Source organism: Sulfolobales archaeon (assembly GCA_038881635.1).
Classification (GTDB): Archaea; Thermoproteota; Thermoprotei_A; order Sulfolobales; family AG1; genus WYEN01.
This window is the reverse complement of sequence record JAVZPJ010000001.1, coordinates 252,134-271,439: the sequence shown is the minus strand read 5'-3', so window position 1 is coordinate 271,439 and position 19,306 is coordinate 252,134. Positions and strand designations below refer to the sequence as shown.

The 19,306-nt window shown below is 38.4% G+C and carries 18 protein-coding genes and 2 tRNA genes; 8 read left to right on the top strand and 12 right to left on the bottom strand.

Features of this window, described 5'->3' with window-relative positions; translation table 11 throughout:
* Window positions 1–58 precede the first annotated feature (58 nt).
* Window positions 59–364 (top strand): hypothetical protein, encoded by a 306-nt coding sequence (locus tag QXS89_01440; GenBank protein MEM3830848.1) that lies wholly within the window; start codon window positions 59–61, stop codon window positions 362–364.
* A 9-nt stretch (window positions 365–373) separates the two neighbouring features.
* Window positions 374–646, top strand: coding sequence for a hypothetical protein (locus QXS89_01435; protein ID MEM3830847.1), 273 nt, complete (start codon window positions 374–376; stop codon window positions 644–646).
* 104 nt (window positions 647–750) lie between these two features.
* Here the strand turns inward: QXS89_01435 and QXS89_01430 are convergent, their stop codons facing one another.
* From QXS89_01430 to QXS89_01415, 4 genes are all read right to left on the bottom strand, one after another.
* Window positions 751–2,136: a bifunctional hydroxymethylpyrimidine kinase/phosphomethylpyrimidine kinase gene (locus QXS89_01430; GenBank protein MEM3830846.1), complete on the bottom strand. Its 1,386-nt coding sequence runs from the start codon at window positions 2,134–2,136 to the stop codon at window positions 751–753.
* A gap of 55 nt (window positions 2,137–2,191) precedes the next feature.
* Complete coding sequence (locus tag QXS89_01425) at window positions 2,192–2,443, bottom strand: KEOPS complex subunit Pcc1 (GenBank protein ID MEM3830845.1); 252 nt, start codon at window positions 2,441–2,443, stop codon at window positions 2,192–2,194.
* Window positions 2,421–3,620, bottom strand: a complete 1,200-nt coding sequence (locus tag QXS89_01420) for a hypothetical protein (GenBank protein MEM3830844.1) — start codon at window positions 3,618–3,620, stop codon at window positions 2,421–2,423. The genes QXS89_01425 and QXS89_01420 overlap by 23 nt, the downstream gene beginning before the upstream one ends.
* A 72-nt stretch (window positions 3,621–3,692) precedes the next feature.
* Entirely contained in the window at window positions 3,693–4,166 is a 474-nt protein-coding gene (locus tag QXS89_01415) for a 30S ribosomal protein S15 (protein ID MEM3830843.1), read from the bottom strand.
* Between the two features lie 94 nt (window positions 4,167–4,260).
* Between QXS89_01415 and infB the strand changes: the two genes are divergently transcribed.
* From infB to QXS89_01400, 3 genes are all read left to right on the top strand, one after another.
* Complete coding sequence (gene infB, locus QXS89_01410; protein MEM3830842.1) at window positions 4,261–6,081, top strand: translation initiation factor IF-2; 1,821 nt, start codon at window positions 4,261–4,263, stop codon at window positions 6,079–6,081.
* A gap of 174 nt (window positions 6,082–6,255) precedes the next feature.
* Window positions 6,256–6,341: transfer RNA gene (locus tag QXS89_01405), tRNA-Phe, on the top strand.
* 92 nt (window positions 6,342–6,433) lie between these two features.
* Window positions 6,434–7,108, top strand: coding sequence for a hypothetical protein (locus QXS89_01400; protein ID MEM3830841.1), 675 nt, complete (start codon window positions 6,434–6,436; stop codon window positions 7,106–7,108).
* A gap of 2 nt (window positions 7,109–7,110) precedes the next feature.
* On the opposite strand, the gene QXS89_01395 is transcribed toward QXS89_01400, so the two are convergent.
* The 5 genes from QXS89_01395 to QXS89_01375 all read right to left on the bottom strand — a co-directional run bounded on the left by QXS89_01395 (window position 7,111) and on the right by QXS89_01375 (window position 10,887).
* Window positions 7,111–8,322, bottom strand: coding sequence for an aconitase X catalytic domain-containing protein (locus tag QXS89_01395; protein MEM3830840.1), 1,212 nt, complete (start codon window positions 8,320–8,322; stop codon window positions 7,111–7,113).
* Window positions 8,323–8,475: 153 nt separating this feature from the next.
* The gene (locus QXS89_01390) at window positions 8,476–9,369 is read right to left on the bottom strand and encodes a DUF1028 domain-containing protein (GenBank protein ID MEM3830839.1); all 894 of its coding nucleotides are present in this window, start codon (window positions 9,367–9,369) and stop codon (window positions 8,476–8,478) included.
* A gap of 298 nt (window positions 9,370–9,667) precedes the next feature.
* Window positions 9,668–9,762 (bottom strand) — tRNA-Lys (locus QXS89_01385).
* Between the two features lie 74 nt (window positions 9,763–9,836).
* Window positions 9,837–10,601: a geranylgeranylglyceryl/heptaprenylglyceryl phosphate synthase gene (locus QXS89_01380; GenBank protein MEM3830838.1), complete on the bottom strand. Its 765-nt coding sequence runs from the start codon at window positions 10,599–10,601 to the stop codon at window positions 9,837–9,839.
* Window positions 10,555–10,887 (bottom strand): hypothetical protein, encoded by a 333-nt coding sequence (locus QXS89_01375; GenBank protein MEM3830837.1) that lies wholly within the window; start codon window positions 10,885–10,887, stop codon window positions 10,555–10,557. The genes QXS89_01380 and QXS89_01375 overlap by 47 nt, the downstream gene beginning before the upstream one ends.
* Before the next feature lie 271 nt (window positions 10,888–11,158).
* Between QXS89_01375 and QXS89_01370 the strand changes: the two genes are divergently transcribed.
* Both QXS89_01370 and QXS89_01365 read left to right on the top strand, forming a co-directional pair.
* The gene (locus tag QXS89_01370) at window positions 11,159–11,521 is read left to right on the top strand and encodes a hypothetical protein (GenBank protein ID MEM3830836.1); all 363 of its coding nucleotides are present in this window, start codon (window positions 11,159–11,161) and stop codon (window positions 11,519–11,521) included.
* A 459-nt stretch (window positions 11,522–11,980) separates the two neighbouring features.
* A complete protein-coding gene (locus QXS89_01365; protein ID MEM3830835.1) occupies window positions 11,981–12,685 on the top strand; it encodes a peroxiredoxin in 705 nt (234 codons plus the stop codon).
* Between the two features lie 19 nt (window positions 12,686–12,704).
* On the opposite strand, the gene QXS89_01360 is transcribed toward QXS89_01365, so the two are convergent.
* The 3 genes from QXS89_01360 to QXS89_01350 form a co-directional block, all read right to left on the bottom strand.
* Window positions 12,705–13,172, bottom strand: coding sequence for a DUF371 domain-containing protein (locus tag QXS89_01360; protein ID MEM3830834.1), 468 nt, complete (start codon window positions 13,170–13,172; stop codon window positions 12,705–12,707).
* 1 nt (window position 13,173) lies between these two features.
* Window positions 13,174–15,891, bottom strand: coding sequence for an aconitate hydratase AcnA (gene acnA / locus QXS89_01355; GenBank protein ID MEM3830833.1), 2,718 nt, complete (start codon window positions 15,889–15,891; stop codon window positions 13,174–13,176).
* A gap of 323 nt (window positions 15,892–16,214) precedes the next feature.
* Window positions 16,215–17,114, bottom strand: a complete 900-nt coding sequence (locus tag QXS89_01350; GenBank protein ID MEM3830832.1) for a carbon-nitrogen hydrolase family protein — start codon at window positions 17,112–17,114, stop codon at window positions 16,215–16,217.
* A gap of 384 nt (window positions 17,115–17,498) precedes the next feature.
* Here QXS89_01350 and QXS89_01345 point away from each other — a divergent pair, with 384 nt between their 5' ends.
* Complete coding sequence (locus QXS89_01345) at window positions 17,499–19,280, top strand: hypothetical protein (GenBank protein ID MEM3830831.1); 1,782 nt, start codon at window positions 17,499–17,501, stop codon at window positions 19,278–19,280.
* Window positions 19,281–19,306 lie beyond the last annotated feature (26 nt).

Below are 19,306 nucleotides of genomic sequence, written 5' to 3'. Positions count from 1 at the left end.
CCTCATGTGTTCTTGAGCTTATTAACTTCAATCTAAGATAGGATAATGGTCTTACTATATGAGTGAGAAAGAGTTCTCAGTAGTAAACGGTAAGTTTGTAAGCAAGCATCCAATTCTGATCATAGGAAGAGAAAGACCTATGACCTACGCTACAGAAGCTATAGTAAGACTTAATCAAGGTATCGAGAAATTAGTTCTAGTAGGAAGAGGGAAAAACATAAGTAAAACAGCTACTGTATATAATATAATCAGAAGCAGACTTAAAGATGCTATCAATACAGAAGATATAATAATAGGATCTATAGAGAGTAGTGGAAGAAGACTTGTCTCATACATAGCAATAATGATATCAAGAAGAGCGTGAAAGCATATAATGGCTGAATCCTCTGATAGCAATGCTAAAACAGTGCCGGATAAAACAAGACTCTATCCTCATATATATGCTATTAGAAATCCTAGAGAGTATAGATCTGATTGCACATATTACGAGCTCAGAAGTGTTGAGATAAGAAAAGAAACGATAATAACTGCAGCATATTGCAAATCTCTAAGAAGATACCTCACAATATACGAGGCTGAATTATGTGTGAGAAACTGGGATAAATGCCCTTATAGAATTATAGAGAATAGTGTTAGAAGAGCATAAGAAAACATCGTATGATAATAGATGAAAATAAACCCTTAGATCTCTCTTCCTCTATTCTAATCTGGAAGAAGCTTTTACTACGGCATTTAGAGATCTATCTTGAATTAATTTTTCTGAGAAGAGGAGATCAGCTTATCGATTAATCTATTTAACTTATCTGCTACATCTCTTGGATCTTTTCCGAAGATCATTATAAGAGGTTCTTTACCATGCTCTCCAAAGTCTATCACAACATCTGGTATGTTGTTGATCCTCTTCACAGCTTGTTCAATACCCCATCTAGTTGTTCCACCTTCAATTCTTTTGATCTCTTCAGGTTCTTCTCTGCGATCAAAATATGATATCTTGAAATCAAGTTCTTTTAGAGCTCTTATAATATCTTCAGAATATGCTATGTTAACTCCCGATCTGATCTCTGGATCAAATTGCATCATTGTAAGCACAGCTCTAGCCATGTGACTCGAAGCACCAGGCTGAGGATATCCTGAGGCCTTGGCTCTTCCCATATAATTGACTATTCTACCAGGTATGCCTACTACATCTTTTATATCTTTAGCTAGGTATGCTGGTGGTGAGTATACTATGTTCATCTGAACCTCTGGTATTAATCTTGCCAGTTCTTCGGATCTTTTTGATATAAGCTCTTCTACTACTTCATTAAGAGCTTTCTGAGCTCTATAGATCTCTGCGTCAAGATCCACATTTGCAGATGGGTTAACAGGACAGTGCCCTCTACCAATTTTATAAGATCTAAGTATAGCATTGTATATAAACTCCTTGGCTCTTCTAACAGATTCAACGAGATCAAAGCCTTTGGCAATATACGCTGCTATAGCCGCTGAGAATGAGCACCCGGTACCATGCGTGCATCCCTCAACTCTTGGAGTTTCAAACCTTCTGATGGTACCTTCATAGTAGAGAACATCAACACTGCTACTACCTTCCATATGACCTCCCTTCACAACAACCGCTCTAACCCCATACTCTCTAGAGATCTTTGTAGCAGCTATCTCGGCATCTTCTAGAGAATGTATCTTCATACCTGCAAGCTTCTCAGCTTCCATTCTATTAGGAGTTACTATCAGAGCTTCTGGTAGAAGTTCTCTCTCTAATACTTCTACAGCTTCTTCTAGTAGAAGTCTAGCACCACTCTTAGCATATATAACAGGATCTACTACCAGCGGAAATCCATAGCTTCTTACAACTCTTGCAACCGTTCTCACAATCTCAGGATTGCTAAGCATACCAGTCTTAGCAGCATCAACACCCATGTCATCAGCTACAGCTCTTATCTGAAGCTCCACCATCTGAGGAGATATATCTTGAATCCCCATTACAGAGTAGGTGTTCTGAGCTGTTACACTGGTTACCGCGACAAGTCCGTGAACTCCTATAGCGGCAAAAGTCTTAAGATCCGCCGCTATTCCTGCACCTCCTCCGCTGTCAACACCTGCGATGGTTAGCGCTGTAGGTATAATTCTCTTCTTCAAATCGGAACACCGTTAGATTTATCTATAAACCATTTATAAATATTAAATAGTCTACCTATTGTAGATCTTCGAAAAGTACTTTTCTAGTCTTATCTATTAACATTAATATCTCATCTAGTGTAGATCTGCATGTTAGAATTCTCTCACTTTCGCAGATAAGTCTGACCACGACTTCGCTTTGATCCTGGAGTACTTCTAGAGATATTCCTTCTGGTATCCCTATGTTATCCGGCTCAAGAGATGCTATTATAGCTCTAGCTTTTCTCTCATCATCTAATTCAATTCTAGTCTCCATATAAATCCTCAATCAGCCTGTGCACCTCAGAGATCTTCTTTAATTCATCGCTTTCTATAAACATGCCTTGCATTTGTTTCAAGAGATCTCTTGAGTAGGGCAGTGGTTTTCTTAGAGGATATAGATATCTGCCGCCACATCTGAAGACTAGAGTTTCTTGAAACATCTTTAGATCTTTGAGTATTAGATAGACTTCATATAAAATCTCTCTAGAGCACTCTCCAATACTTATTTCAACCAATCTAGTGTTATCGATCTTGTGATACCCGATCTCAGAACCTTCTCTTTCTATGATCTTGTATACCGTCTCTATAACTTTAACGAGATCATCTTTACATTTAATAGAAATCATGCTTATACCCGACAACCCGGTTGCTATGTATAGCGTTGTCATTACAGGATCTCTGTTGATAGCCATGTTTATACAATGCACAGCCTCATAAGGATCTATGAAGGGGTATGATTGCTCATAGTATGGTTTATTCCCTACCTCAAGTATTCTAAGATTAATCTTGGTATTAATAATCTCAGATACCTTCTCAATATAATCTCTACCTCTTCCAGAACCTATTTCTTTCATTAACTCGCTAACTACATTTCTTCTTCCGGAAATTCCTGGAATAAAAGGATCTATAGTGTTTATAAGATTCCTATCTATATAACTTTCGTCATAGAAACCCATCATCTTCAAACCTACAACTATTCTAGCAGCATCTACACCAAAAATGTCCGAAGACGTTCTTACAGTTTCATCGCTCAAGTTATGTAGCATACCGTTATCCGTTGATGTATAGAGATAGGAGGCTAGCGCGAGACTTCTCATCTCCCTAGGTATGGTATAGATCTTCTGGATACTCTCGGCGACATATCTTGCTATGCTAGAGGCATGTGGTATTAGAATGATTCTATCCTCTCTGGATGAAAAAACCTTATTCTTACCGATTATATACCCTCTAAAAAAAGTCTTAGGCCTTGAAAAACCTATAACAAGAGTTTTCTCAGAAGGCTCTTCAGAAAGCTCTGATGCCGAGACACCGATCTCGTAATCCTTCAAACTAGCCAGTCTAAGTATCATAGACGCGGCAAGAACTGAGTCTATATCTGGATGTACTAATATCTCTGTAAAATATCCCTCGTTAGCGATTCTGTCGATCATTTTCTTGATGTAGCCTGAAATCTCCTCAGACAATTTAACAGCCTAATTAATGAATATATTGAGAAGTTATATTTTGGGGATGATAGAGATTCTTAATCCATAGATCTAGGTCTTCGATGAGAGCATTCTAGCTATTAAAGTCTTAGCCTTCTCAGGATCGTACTCCCAATCCTGAGGCAACTTTCCTGATCTCTTGTAATACTTAGCTAGACTTCTTATCTTAGATTCTATCTCTATAAGACCTCTCTGACTGTGCTTGTCTTTAGGATGCTCACTTAAATGTCTTCTCAAGTTTACTGCTCTTCTAATTAGATTAGCTAGATCCTCCGGTATCTCAGGTTTTAAACCATGTTTCTCAAGTATTTCTGTCACCCTCATCCCAGTCACACTCTTTACAAGAGGAATTCCATACTGATCTCTTAGTATTATCCCTATCATTGACGGAGGATAACCCATTTTAGCTAGTTCTACTACCAGAACCTCAATCTCTTCCGGACTCATTCTAACCCACTTAGGAGGACCTGCTCTCACAGGTCTTGTCTGATGGGACTGTCCTTTATCTCTTCTCTTCCCAGCCAATTTAATCCATACTAAAAATACTATTCTAACTTAAAAACCTATGAGATCCTTTTATTTTACTATTATAACTAGATAGTATTTTAGAGAGAGTAAAATGGAGAGAAGACTAAGGTCTCCTATAGTAGTCGTGTTAGGACATGTAGATCATGGCAAAACATCTCTATTAGATAAGATCAGAGGAACAGCTGTCGTTAAGAAGGAAGCTGGTGAGATGACACAGCATATTGGAGCAAGCTTTGTTCCAGCTCATGTCATAGAAAGTATTGCAGAACCTCTCAGAAAAATAATAAACTTCAAGCTTCAGATACCAGGACTTTTATTTATAGATACGCCAGGACATGAGGCATTTGCCAATCTAAGAGCTAGAGGAGGTTCTATAGCTGATATAGCCATACTTGTGATCGATATTATAGATGGTGTGAAACCCCAAACTATTGAGAGTATAGAGATTTTAAGATCTAGAAGAGTACCCTTTCTAGTAGCAGCTAATAAGATAGATAAGATCCCTGGTTGGAGACCTTATATAGATAAACCCTTCCTAGAATCTATTAAAATGCAAGATAGAGAAGTTCAAAAACTTCTAGATGATAAGGTATATAGTATAGCGGGATCTCTTCTCACATTAAATTTCAATGCCGAGAGATTCGATAGAGTGAGAGATTTCAGGAGGACTGTGGCAATAGTTCCGGTATCAGCGAAAACAGGAGAAGGCATACCCGAACTTCTAGCAGTACTCGCAGGTCTAACACAGCAATACATGTCGGAGAAGCTTAGATATGCTGAAGGACCTGCCAAAGGCGTTATATTAGAGGTTAAAGAAGAGCCTGGACTAGGTACAACGCTTGATGTGATAATATATGATGGGATAATAAGAAGAGGAGATCTATTTGTAACAGCAGGTGTTGAAGGTCCTATAAGAAGTCGTGTGAGAGCACTGCTACTTCCTAAACCTCTTGATGAAATGAGAGCTCCTACAGATAGATTTCTAAGCATTGAATCTGTTTACGCTGCTTCAGGTGTTAAGATCGTTGCACCTGATGTTGAGAGCAGTATCGCGGGAGCTCCTCTAAGAGTTGTATGGAGTGAAGAAGATATTGAGAGCGTAATGAAGGAGGTTTACGAAGAAGTTAGAGAACTCAGAATATTCTCTCCAGATACGGCAGGAGTTGTGCTTAAGGCTGATACTCTTGGAACTCTCGAGGCTTTGGTAAGCATGCTCAGAAGAAGATCTATACCTATTAGAATAGCTGATGTAGGTCCTCTAAATAAAAATGAAGCTCTAGAAGCTCTGATCACTAGAGAGAGTAATAAGTACTATGGTGTTATCATGCTCTTCAATGTTGGAATGCATAAAGATGCTAAAGAGATCGTTGAGGTTAACAGGATACCAGTCTTCTCTAATAACATAATTTACAGATTAGTAGAGGATTATCTAGAGTGGGTTGAGAGAGAGAAGAATGAGGAGATTAGGAGAGAACTTGACAACATATACAGACCAGGCAAGATCAGAGTTCTACCAGGATATGTATTCAGAAGAAGCGAGCCTGCAATAGTAGGTGTAGAAGTTCTAGGAGGAGTTATAAGACCTGGATACCCTCTCATGAGAGAAGATGGTAAGAGAATTGGTATTATTATGCAGATTCAAGAGAGAGGAAAGGCTCTTGATATAGCTCGAACAGGCTCGTCTGTAGCTATATCTATTAGAGGTAATGTATTAGTAGGAAGACATTTTGACGAAGGAGATATACTATATACAGACATACCAGAGAAACACGCTATAGACCTTGTAGAGCGCTTCTGGAACTACATAAGCGATGATGAGAAACTCGTTCTAAAGGAGATAGTAGAAATTAAGAGAAAAGTTGATAAGACATACGCTCTCTCTATATATCTGAAACTCAGATCATTAAAATAATAAGAAGAAGCAATTCATAATATCCCTGATTCTCTCTGCTAGAAATAAGCATATATGGTTATAACACTAACAGATCTCAGGATCTAACCAACGCATGAAACATCTATTTTAACAGAAGAAAGATCTATATAGAAAATAAATAAATCCTAACATAGGAATTAGTTATAGGAGAATGCCGCCGTAGCTCAGCTGGGAGAGCGCCCGGCTGAAGTAGCTTATCAGATACCGGGCGGTCAGGGGTTCGAATCCCCTCGGCGGCATTCTTACCACCTTCTACCCCTTAAGATCATACATAATTTTATAAACGATTTAGTTAAATGAAGTATAAAATTATAGTTTAGTGGTGGTGAATATGTATATAAGAGCTTCTATAGAGAGCTGTGGAAGATATGGAGAACCTTTCTGGTGGTCTTCAGCAATCGTTTCTTTTGAGAGATGTCCTAAAAAATCTTTCTTGTTCGATCTCGTGATATACTACTATACTAGAGATCCTGTTTCTCTGCTTCTCACAGCACGCAAGATAGATTCTGGGATTAAATACTCTAGCGAACCTGAGGCAAGAGCTCCTCATATTATTGTAAGCGTAGGGTCTAGTTCTATTGAGAGCGCTCTTCACGAACTTGTGGTAAATAAAAGTTACTACGTTAAGAGAGAGATCGAGTCCATGTATAAGGAGGAGGAGAAAAGCGATCAGCCTCAGAAGGGTTTTGGCAGGATACTAAGAAGACCTGTGCTTACACGTCCTAGAAAAGAGATTCAAGAGGAGATCTTGAACAGCTTGTTCAGCGAGATGATTAAAAGTCTTTGCATAGAGGATAAAACTGTTAGGCCTAGGATCATGAATTATACTCCTGTTAGCTTCTTGGCCGTGATAGATTTTCAGAATAAGTACTTCTATGAATGTTTTGGAAAGAAACTTATTAGAAGCAGATCTCATGAAAGGTACGTGTTTGAATACAAAGAGATTCTCGATATGCTTCTAGAGAATCTGAAGCTATGGAAAGGAGGTTTAAATAGAGATCTATAGATTTAAGAAGTTTTATAATTGAAAGCTTCCGCAACAAGATCATACAGATCTAGTAAGCGAACCTTAACACCAGATAGTTTCGGCATATAAAATAGTGCTTTAGAAGATATAGTTCCTATACACTTAAAACCTAGCTGAGATAACGGTGATATAACAGGACAGATACCCTTTAATATTATGAAGCCTTTTGACCTGAGAAACTCTAGATCATCTCTGATTACCTGATTACTCTCATACTCCGGGGGTATTAAAACCCATACCGGTTTGCTAGTTTTCCCAGAGAATCTGGTCGCAATGTTTCTCAACTCTTTTAATACCTCGATAGAATTGTGAGGACATCCAATGAGATACGCCTCAGGATCATCACATAGGAAGGGTTCTTCATCATGATATATCTTTATATCTTTCCTATCTATCACTATAGTATCTTCTATATTCTCCAGGATCTCAGACATAGGAATTTCCATGGGTGTGACTCCTTCAATTAAGATCATGCTCATAGACCCTGTACTCCCTGCCGCAGCAAGTAGCGTTTTCAATCTTTCAAAACCCAGTCTGCTAGCTCCTGAGAGAAGTGGTATCTTATCTCGAGAGATCCTTCCGATCATGAGTCCTAGTAAACCTGCTTCTACAAAGCTATCCTTAAGATCTCTTACGAGAAATCTGATTCTAGGTATCCTTCCGCTTTTAATATGAACGCCGCTATAATATGTTTTACCTACTATAGCCGAGAATAATGCGAGAGGACCTGCCTCTCTATTAGTTCTGGCACCGTAAATAGAGTTGGCAATAAGAACAGCATTACTCTCAGCCCATGCAAGATGTTCTCCGAATCTAGGCGTTCTAATGTGATAAGGCGTGCATGTGAATGTGTTAACACCCATGCTTCTATAAAGCTCTAATATCTCTATCTGTTTCTTCAGAAACTCCTCTCCATAGCTGAAATAGTTATAGCTTTCAATATCAACCGAGCCAGGGTTAGCGGTTGTATAGGTTCTGAACTTAACATTCTCTCTAGCTAGATCTTTTAAAAATGTAAGACCTGCATCACCTAGGTTAGAGTATCCTACTCCTGAGATGTGAGCATGCCTTATATTGATTAATCTTGACGCATTCAGGCTTTCTCCTACTTTCACTATGATTCTAATAGCTTTTGAAACATACTCACCATATTCACCATTATACATTTTCTCCTCGATCTTTGTTAGATACATCTATCTACTCACCGTATAGTGTTCCTCGTAGGTATTTTAATGCAACCTGCTAAGATATTAGATTAGCATATAAATGCATGTACAAAAAATAAGATGCTATGATGCTCTCCTACTGTAGAGCCTTTGACCATCTCTTCAAATTCTTCATAGTCTTCATTCTATTCCTGCAACTTCAATTATATACTTATACACAGACTTCCAGATCTTTTTATCTCTTCTTATCTTGTTCTCCAGATTATTCTCGGCAGCCCATCTCTCAAATGCTTTATACAGAGTTCTACTGCTAGGGCTTCTAGGCATTCTATGCAGATAATTCAGCTTTATGAGTGCTCTTGCAATATCTTTCCACACCTGATCCCATTCATATAGTTCTGTCTCAGGTTCTCTTCTCAGAAGAAAAGCTTCCCAAAGTTTAAATATTCTCTTCAACTCCTGAACAGGCTCCTGATGATCATCAACTCTTATATCTACATATTTATCAACACCCTCTCTACAACCTCCATAGCCACCACATCTTCTGAGAACTAGTATAGCTGCAGACTGTTTACCTCTTCTATCACCGCCAGCCTTATCGCCTGCTTCTAGAGCAGCAAGAATCTTATCAACAAGTTCACCTCTAGTGGTTTCAAAGGCTTTAGCCATCGCCTCTAAAACCTCTTGACCAACAATCATATTGCCTTGGACAGTGTAGCCATCTCCTTTAATATGACCAGCATAAGGTAGACATTGACTTCCTGTATATGCCGCACTCTCACCTCTAGCATTTACTATTCCTATCTGTCTATGCTCACGCCTTGGATCACCGCTTATTAGCTTCTCTAACACATTCTCAGGTTTCAATCCTTTCCTCAGATACTGAAGAGCTTTAGGACCGAACCTTACATTAGCCCAAGCCTGTGTAGCTACAGCGCCAACCTCAGTCTCAGCCCACGGAACTATATGACCTACGGCTAGAAACTTTGACGCTACACCAACTCCTACATCACCTACAGAAGGATCTGCAGCGACTATAGAGAAAGTAGCAACCACTCTATAACCACTTTCCATGCTTATCTACCACTTTAATTTAATTCACTAAGTTATTAAAAATATAAGCACTTAAAACCCTGCTACCTTCAGAATAGTATCTATTCTACGCATTATCGTTTGCATGATCTCCGAAATAAATGCTAAGATATCTCCACACTTGATCCATGCTGAAAGTAATAATATCAAAAGCTATATCATATCTAAACCCTTAAACAACTACATTAGCTGTAGCAGTTGGCACGCCTCTACCACTGCAATCTTTGAAGCTCTGCTGAACTCTATTAACAAAGGACTATAATTAAGGTAGAACATTATGTGGCGGGCCCGCCGGGATTTGAACCCGGGACTTCCGCCCATTACCTGGCCTACGGGTTAAGAGCCCGCCGCTCTACCATGCTGAGCTACGGGCCCAGCCACTGAATAGATTTTATGAGAAAGCTTATAATCTTATCTCTTAGCTTGTAGAAGTTCTTGTGAGAAAATAACTACGAAGAGGAGCTACATCTGTTGTTTTTAATGGTTCTCAGGATCTCTACTGCTTTCTCAAGATCTTTTTCTATGATAGTTCCCAGCACTATAGCATCTGAACCTGCTTCAAGTAGTTCGCATGCTGTGCTAGGATTTCTAATACCTCCGCCAGTTATTATGTAGAGATTTGTATTCTTTCTTATAAGGCTAACCATTTCTTTAGGAACAGATCTTTCTACTCCAGACCCTGCTTCTAGATATATTAGTCTCATGCCTAGAAGCTCAGCAGCTATAGCGTATGCGAGTGCTATGCTACTCATATTCCATGGGATCGGTCTCGCTCTTCCTATATATCCTGCAGCCCCGCCCTCTCCTATGATTATATATGCTGTAGGTAGTGCTTCTAGACCTAGCTTTCTTACTATGATACCTCCTTCAACTTGTGCTCCTATTATATAGTAAGGCTCGTCGCTGTTTAATAAAGATATAAAGAGTATTGCATCAGCATACTTAGATATGCCAGCTACACTTCCCGGGAAGAGTACTACTGGTAATTTTGTCTCTCTCAATATTTTTACCACTTCATCAAGCTTCTCTCCAGCTACTCCTAGACTTCCTCCTACGAGAAATAGATCTAAACCTTCACTTGATAAGATCTTGCTGGTATACTCTAGATCCCTAAGATCATCAGATATCTTCTCTGGATCTATTAATGCAAAAACAGTCTTTTTACCATCAGCTTTCCTCTTCCTCAGATACTCCTCCACTCTCCCTCTCCACATCTCTCCCCGCCTCTTCAAACCATATCTCTGCCTTACCCTCAGTATAGAGATCCATGAATCTCGAATACACATCTATAGGAGTGTAAAGCGGTGGAATACCAGATATTCTAGACCTCATTCTACATCTAGGATTTGAACATGATATATAGGCAATTCTATTACCATTCTCATCTTCGATTCTCACAACAACAGAGACTGCACCACATAAAGGACATTGAAATACTTTAGGAGGCTTCCTATCTCTCCAATGAGTTTTCCTAACAGATCTCTTCTTTCTCCTCCCCATAGAAACCTCTCACTATATCCATAATATAAGCAACATATAAGGGTTTCCCAACTATACTCCAAATATAGAAGGTTCTATATCTGATAAATATCTATTTGTTTATATAGCATTATTGTCATATTTCTTCCTCTATGCTACCATATGTACTAGTACTAGAGGTCTTCAAAAGCATTCTAAGATCTCTTGTTCTTACACGTCATAGAAGCTCAGCTCTGTTTCAATCCATATTAAGGAGACATGCTAAGACTCTAATTTGGAGATATCTATCGATATGAGTATTGAATCTCTTGAGAGAGAGCTCTCAGATCTAGAGGATAACATCATTTTAAAAGATGAGAGAGTTCTAGAGATCCTTTTAAGCGGAAGACTCTACAGGTTAAGACATGGAAGTGAAACCTATTTTATATATAGAGGTGGTGAGAGAGATTATCTCATCATACCACGTGTTATGTGCACATGCAAAGACTTTATAATTAACGTGGTCTTAAAAAAGAAGAGGAGCTCATGTTTACATCTAAGAAGTGTTGAGATAGCTACTAGAAGGAGTAGTTTCTTCAAGGATCTAGAAGTAGAAGATCCCTCTAGAACTCTATATAATATTATTAGCACAGGACGTCTAAATATACGTACTTAGCAAAACTTCTTCTACCTAGCGATCTTTAAGATCTTTTCGGCTTCTCCTCTTCTCAAAATTATCAGATCATTGATAGGATCTATTTTATCTATTATAATCTCTCTCCCGCAATTAGGACATCTGGTTTTTAGAAGTCTGTATTTAAGCTCGTAAGGAGTTAGTATACTAAAGTTCTCATGGTTTACTCTAGAGTATACGTATAAGACATGACCACAATTCTTACAAGCATATATAATTGTTAAGCTTATTCACCATATTCACACCTTACTCGAGATGCCTTAAAAAACATGTCATAGTACTACTATGTATTACTCTAAGGAATCTATAGAATTCTGATCTAAAATTTCTAGATCTTCTTATTAAAAATCTTGGAATTAACAAAAGATCCTGTTAAATATGGGAATGAGAAAGAACAACCTTATAAGCCTTCAAAGCATATATGACTGATAAGGTGGTTGCATGCCTGGTTCAATACCTTTAATAGGCGAGAGATTCCCAACACTAGACGTGCTAACAACCCATGGTAAGAAGGTTCTGCCAGACGACTATAAAGGTAAATGGTTCGTTCTATTCAGCCATCCAGCAGATTTCACCCCCGTATGTACTACAGAGTTCTATGCATTTGCCAGTCGCTACAACGATTTCAAAGAGCTAAATACAGAGCTTATAGGACTAAGTATTGATAGCTCGTATAGTCATATTAAGTGGAGTGAGTGGATTAAAGAAAAACTAGGAAAAGAGATCCCATTCCCTATAATAGCAGATCCTACAGGATCTATTGCCAACAAGCTTGGAATGATACATGCTGCATCTGCAACACATACTGTTAGATCTGTATTTATAGTAGATCCTAATGGCATTATAAGAGCTATCCTCTACTATCCAGCAGAACTTGGAAGAAATATAGATGAAATACTGAGAATGGTCAAAGCTCTGCAGGTAAGTGACAAATACAAGGTTGCGATACCTGCAAACTGGCCTAACAATGAAGTTATAGGAGAGAGAGTTATAATTCCACCGGCTTCAACCGTGGATCAAGCCTCTGAAAGACTTAAACAGTATACATGTTTTGACTGGTGGTTCTGTCACAAAGAGATCCCAGCAGAGGAAGCAGAAGCCGCAAGAAGATTCCTGGAGAGAGCTTCTAAAAAACCTTCTAAATAACTCTCAAAATAAATCTTTTTCATCTCTCTATACTATAATTGATCTCTTTGATCAAATCATCTAAAGATTTTGATACTATAATTGTTATATCAACAATGCTATCTCTCGCCCTTAGATCTTCTATCAATTTTCTATCTAGATCTGACGCTGCCTTCGATGCATGAATCATGAGAGTCTTCTGATCTATGAAACCACTTCTCCTCACAACTATTCTAAAAGGATCACTTAATACAAGCATAGGACTCCCCCTTCCTATCACATAATCCCATGCATTTCTTGTTCTAATTATCAGAGCCACGTGAAACCCTCTTCTTATACCCTCCTTAATATCCTGACTTAGATCTGCTACACTCTTCTCTGAAGATACTGCTACAATGCAATCTCCTCTCGGAGTTAGATCACTCTCTCTCGTTATCTCTAGAGTTGTCCTATGTCTTGCTCTTATATTCTCATGACCTCTAGCTCTAAAGCTTTCTACTATTATCATTTTATTTCTGAACTCTCTTCAGTATCTTCCTCAGCACATAAGGCAGTATTCCTCCATTCCTCACATACTCCATCTCAGTCTCTGTATCTATTCTGAGGAGAAGCTTTTTCTCGATGATCTCCCCATTAGGTTTCTTCACAATCATTCTAACAATATCCCTTGGCTTAGCATTCTCAAGACCTATTATATCTATCTCCTCAGATCCGTCTAACCTTAGATCTTCAAAGCCTTCTCCTTCAAGGAATTGAAGCGGTATTATACCCATGCCAACAAGATTAGATCTGTGGATTCTTTCAAAGCTCTTAGCTATAACAACTTTTACACCAAGTAGCTTAGGTCCTTTAGCAGCCCAATCTCTAGAACTCCCAGCACCATAATTCTCGCCTGCAATAACTAGCAAAGGCACTCCTCTCTCAGAGTATCTTACCGATGCATCATACACGCTCATAATCTCTCCAGTAGGTGCGTATAAGGTGTATCCTCCCAATATATTCCTGTCTGCTAGAAGAAGATTTCTAAGGCTTTTACTAGCGAAAGTACCTCTAACCATGACCTCGTGATTTCCTCTTCTAGCTCCATAGGTGTTAAATTCAGACACCTTAACACCCTTAGATATGAGATACTGACCTGCTGGACTTTTAGGATCTATAGCACCTGCAGGAGATATGTGATCTGTTGTTATAGAATCTCCGAGTAGAAGAAGTATTCTAGCACCCTTAATATCTTTTATTCCTGGAACTTCCTCAAGTTTAAAATCATCAAAGAAAGGAGGTTTTCTTATATAGGTACTCTTCTCATCCCACTCATATGTTTCTCCTAGAGGTGCCTCAAGCTTCTTCCATTCTTCTGGTGCTTCTTCATTTATTCTAGAGTATTTCTCTTCGAAGATCTCTCTAGATATATATTTGTTCATGAATTCTATTATCTCTTCTCTAGAAGGCCATATGTCTTTAAGATAAACATGTTTCCCACTAGGATCCACACCCAAAGGTTCTTTAGAGAGATCTTTCATTATGTTTCCTGCTATAGCGTATGCTACTACGAGTATGGGAGACATAAGATAGTTAGCTCTTATATCAGGATGAACTCTGCTCTCGAAATTTCTGTTGCCGGAAAGAACAGAAACACCCAGTAAATCTCCCTCGCTCAAGGCTTTGCTTATATCTTCTGGTAGAGGACCTGAGTTGCCTATGCATGTAGTGCATCCATATCCTACGACGTAGAATCCTAGCTTCTCTAGATACTCTAGCAATCCTGATCTCGATAGATACTCTGTCACAACTCTGGAACCCGGTGCAAGACTTGTTTTAACATGCTTAGGCACTTTCAAACCTCTTTCAACAGCTTTTCTGGCGAGTATTCCAGCCCCTATCATTACCTCGGGATTACTTGTGTTGGTACAGCTTGTTATAGCCGCAATAAGTATATCTCCATCTCTAATCTCGTGAAGAGCTCCGTCAAGCTTTATCTGTCTACTAATAATGGCTGAGGCAGGAAGACCTCTCTTCTTATTCCTCTCCTCAACTAGCTTTAGGAAGCTCTCTCTAACTTCGGAAAGCCTTCTCTTCTGCCAAGGTAGTGTAGGGCCTGATACTATGGGTTCTATCTCGCTCAGATCTAGATCTATTACTTTCGTATACTCTACATCATTTTCCCCAGGAATTCCAAACATGCCCTGAGCCTCGAAATATGCTTTAACAAGTTTAATCTGATGCTCGCTTCTTCCAGTCATTCTTAAATATCTGATCGTTTCTTCATCTACAGGAAATAAAGCTGTTGTAGATCCGTATTCTGGAGCCATGTTAGCTATAGTAGCTCTAGTAGGAACATCCAGATGCTTTACACTCTCGCCAAAGAACTCTACAAAACGTCCTACAACACCATGTCTCCTTAGAAGTTCTGTAACATGAAGCACTATATCTGTAGCAGTAACCCCCGGCCTTAGCTCACCATATACTTGAACTCCGAAAACCTCTGGAGTAGGAACTATAACAGGTTCTCCTAACATGGCTGCCTCAGCCTCGATACCTCCCACACCCCATCCTAAAACTCCTAATCCATTAATCATTGTCGTGTGAGAGTCTGTACCTATCACGGTATCGAAGTACGCTACAAGACCCTCCTCGCTTTCAGATGCCATGACTACCTTAGCTATGTACTCGAGGTTTATCTGGTGTATTATACCTATGCCTGGCGGATACACTTTAAGGTTTTTAAAGGCGTTCTGAGCCCACTTAAGAAATCTATATCTCTCTATATTTCTCTCCATCTCAGCTTTTATGTTAAGTCTTAAAGCATCTGCAGAACCCCAGTAATCTACTTGAATAGAGTGATCTATTATAAGATCCACTGGAACTAGAGGATTTATAATACTTGGATCCATATTAAGATCTTTAGCTACATCTCTCATAGCAGCTAGATCTAATATCGCTGGTACTCCTGTGAAATCCTGCATAATAACCCTGGCAACTTTGAAAGGAATCTCTCTGATCTCAGTAGGGTTCTTACTCCAGTTAATAACATGCTCCAGATCCTCCCATGCAACAGTCTTTCCATCATAATTTCTCAGCAAAGATTCAAGAATTATTCTTAGGCTGAGAGGAAGCCTGTTTATCCTATCAAAACCTGCTTCAGATAAAGCCTTGAGAGAATAGTATCTATAAGTAACACCATCTATATACAGCTCTCGTAGAAACCTTCTCCTGTCATATCCTAGCATTTACAATCCCCACATTCTATAGTTTACTCTCAATTATTTATTCTAAGATAGTGGATAGAGAGATAATAATATGAATAGATCAGCGTAGCATACAATGGATCTTGTATCTCATTCTTATTTCCACGACTAGAAGTCATTTAGCGAAAGCATATTCCTGGAATACACCATAAGATCCTTAGATAGTAAATGATCATGATCTAGAATGCACAGCTTAAGATAACAGAGGTCTTCATCGACTGAGAAAAAATTCGAATCTCTTGATCTTTAAGTTTCTAATCTCTCTAATCTCTAGAATTCGATTGGAAGTCTCTTCATAAGATTTATCATACTAACAGCTTACGTTTTCTCATATATCTTATCAGGTTCTTTATCACATCATTATTCACTCTCTTGCTTATTCTCTTCTTAGGATCTTTTATTCTTATAGTCATGTAGAAAATCTCTTCACCATCGTCTCTGCTCTCACCTTCTATACTTCCATTTCCTCTTACAATTAGTGTCTTTACATTAACCACGTCTTCTCCATTGATATTTAGAATTCCTCCAACATTTATCACAGTAGTAGAATTCTCCAGAGCTCTTGATATAACCAGAGGTTTAACCTCTGTAAACTTCTTCACAAGCTTACTGAAAAAAATGAGAAGATCTGTTCTTTCTAAAGCTAGCACCCTAGCTATCTCAGGCATGAACAGATCTTCTTCGAGAAGAATACCTATTCTTAGATTCGCTATCTCTACTATCCCAGGCTCTCTTCCAGGTGATAGATATGAGATCTCATTATCACTTAAAGTCATTTTCCTATATCTATACACAACTCCTTCTTGGAAAGGTGATATTACTATTGATGTAGAGAAAATTCTTGGCCCCGCCTTCTCTAATATAGATCCTGTGATAATATAGACTCCAAATTTCTTGGAAAGCTCTTCTAGAATTGCCGTAACGTCTCCAGGGATTCTCTCAGCATATTTTTTGAAGCCATGCTGTGAATATTCATGCGATTCGGTTAAAGGACCATAGAGAAAGCCGCTAGGGAGCAGAAATATATTTACATTACTCTCCTCTCTCGCTCTTCTCATCAGATCATATACTCTACTTAGATTTCCTCTCTTAGACTTATGATACACTCTTATATGAGGTACTGCTATGTTTATAGAATCCTCTCTTTTATTCTCCTGAAACTCCCTGCGGGTGAGCTTCAGATCTTCCGAAGATATCTCGCTCATAATGCTCTACTGTGACATATGCTAGGATATATATAATGACATCTAGCATATCTAGTATAGAATAATGGGATTATTAGGTATTACCTCATCTAGATCTTTATAGGTTTATGTGAAAAATAATATTTAAGAGATAAGAAAAAATACTAGGGAGATGTGGAATGGGAGGAAGACAGAGAACCACTATATTTATGGGGCTAGAGGAGAAAAAATCTGAAGCAAAAGGTAAATCTGAAAAAGAAAGTAAGGAAGAGAAGAAGCAGAAAAAGGGATGATAGAAGCCGGGTTAACTGAGTTATGATGAATTCACGAACCGTTTGACCTTCTCTTCTGAAGATCTTTTGAAAATATTATTTCTAGGAGAATTATATATCTACAAGGACATTTATGAAAAAAGAGATTCAAGAAAGAATCTTATCAGAGGAGACTAGGATTAGAAACGAGCTTAAGAGAGGTTTTATATACGGGGTTCTAGTAGGACTTTTAATGGGTTTTATTGATACATATGGCTATGCAACCACAGGATACACTACAGCTGAGATCTCTCTCGTAATAACTCCAATACTTGTGAGAATAATACTTGGAAGAAGAAGTTCTCTAAGATCTATTATAGCTGGTTCTGTAGCAGCTTATGGAATTTCTTTTTCGACTATAATAACATCAGGTATGCTCATAACTAATGCCTATACGAAATACGTTTATGAGAGATTCTTCTACGGAACAGATTTTCCTACATGGCTTTATAGCAGAGAAGGATGTTTTTACGGTATTCTATGCTCTTATATGCCTACATATGTGTTCATAGGATTGCTAAGTCTTTCAGGAGTTTTACTAGCATATCTCTATAGACATGTGTTTATCGATAAAATGAACCTACCGTATCCAATAGCTGTGACCTCATTTATAATATCAGGTTTTCTAAATAACATCAGAAATTTCAGAGGCATATATAGAGCTATTCTCATAGGCTTCATACTTCAGCTACTAGTATTTATTTTCAACGAACCTTCCATAGATCTTAGTAGCGATCTTAACACTATTATAAAAGGGTCTGTAATGGCTTTATCCCTTAACTTTATAATTCTTTTTATATCAATGATCATTCCTCCCAGAACATCCGCAAGTATAGGACTCAGCAGCATTCTAGCAGCCCTGTTAATACTACCTCTAGGATACAGCCTGAGATTATTTGAGCTGGGAGGAGGTGAGGTAGGTATTGATAACATAATGTACCATGCTTCATGGTATGAAGCTTCGGTGATATTTGGTTCTGTCATGACCATAGCCTTTCTCTATGTCTACAAACTTAGAGATGCCATAACTTCTATCAGTAGGATAAGTTTGAAAGGTAGAGATGCAATATTATTCGTATTAATGATCCTGGGATTTATCTCTCTGTTCCTTGCAACATACTTATACGCTCGTCAACCTATCACATATGAATATATAATATTTTCGCTTGTATGGGTTCTAATACTACTTCCTATACTTATAATGGTAACTACAATAGCTGTCGGTGAAGCCGGAATAGCAGCTCAATCTCTCTATCCATTTAACACTGTATATCTATATGTAACAGGATTCAGAGGATTCACACCATATGTTTTCATGGATCACTACCTTGGGATACCTATGCCCGGCAGTCTCAGCGGTGCTACAGGCAATATAATCAAGCTATCGCGAATGCTGAGAGTATCAGTAGTAAAGCTTTTATCAATCTTCGTGATATCATTTCTGATAGGACTTCAGACCACACTCTTCTACGGCGTGATACTTCTAGATTATATCTTCAGACCTGAAACAAATCCTACTTCTCTAATAAGATGGCTTCCTTATGTTAACTGGTCTATATTAGTCTATAAAGGACAGCTAGATCTCTCAGTACTGGGCGGGGGTATTCTAGTAGGCTTTCTATACATGCTATTAATATTGCTAGTAGGTTTGGTAACGCCTTTAAGAGTTTCACCTATACCATTTATCATAGGATTTTCTCTTACACCAGACTATGGAATACTATTCTTATTAGGCTCGTTCATTCGGCTATTTGTATCTCGCTTTGGAATAGAAGCTCAAGAGAGGATCTCTATATACGCAACAGCACTTCTCGTGGGAAGCGGTCTTTCAATTCCTGTGTACACATTAATATCAGCATTTACGGGGTCTGGGTGAGAGAGTATTCTTCAACTTGAAATGAT

Coding starts and splice junctions, on each gene's coding strand:
- QXS89_01440 (MEM3830848.1), top strand. CDS start 59: ATGAGTGAGAAAGAGTTCTCAGTAGTAAACGGTAAGTTTGTAAGCAAG.
- QXS89_01435 (MEM3830847.1), top strand. CDS start 374: ATGGCTGAATCCTCTGATAGCAATGCTAAAACAGTGCCGGATAAAACA.
- infB (MEM3830842.1), top strand. CDS start 4,261: ATGGAGAGAAGACTAAGGTCTCCTATAGTAGTCGTGTTAGGACATGTA.
- QXS89_01400 (MEM3830841.1), top strand. CDS start 6,434: ATGTATATAAGAGCTTCTATAGAGAGCTGTGGAAGATATGGAGAACCT.
- QXS89_01395 (MEM3830840.1), bottom strand. CDS start 8,322: ATGTATCTAACAAAGATCGAGGAGAAAATGTATAATGGTGAATATGGT.
- QXS89_01390 (MEM3830839.1), bottom strand. CDS start 9,369: ATGGAAAGTGGTTATAGAGTGGTTGCTACTTTCTCTATAGTCGCTGCA.
- QXS89_01380 (MEM3830838.1), bottom strand. CDS start 10,601: ATGTGGAGAGGGAGAGTGGAGGAGTATCTGAGGAAGAGGAAAGCTGAT.
- QXS89_01375 (MEM3830837.1), bottom strand. CDS start 10,887: ATGGGGAGGAGAAAGAAGAGATCTGTTAGGAAAACTCATTGGAGAGAT.
- QXS89_01370 (MEM3830836.1), top strand. CDS start 11,159: ATGAGTATTGAATCTCTTGAGAGAGAGCTCTCAGATCTAGAGGATAAC.
- QXS89_01365 (MEM3830835.1), top strand. CDS start 11,981: ATGCCTGGTTCAATACCTTTAATAGGCGAGAGATTCCCAACACTAGAC.
- QXS89_01360 (MEM3830834.1), bottom strand. CDS start 13,172: ATGATAATAGTAGAAAGCTTTAGAGCTAGAGGTCATGAGAATATAAGA.
- acnA (MEM3830833.1), bottom strand. CDS start 15,891: ATGCTAGGATATGACAGGAGAAGGTTTCTACGAGAGCTGTATATAGAT.
- QXS89_01350 (MEM3830832.1), bottom strand. CDS start 17,114: ATGAGCGAGATATCTTCGGAAGATCTGAAGCTCACCCGCAGGGAGTTT.
- QXS89_01345 (MEM3830831.1), top strand. CDS start 17,499: ATGAAAAAAGAGATTCAAGAAAGAATCTTATCAGAGGAGACTAGGATT.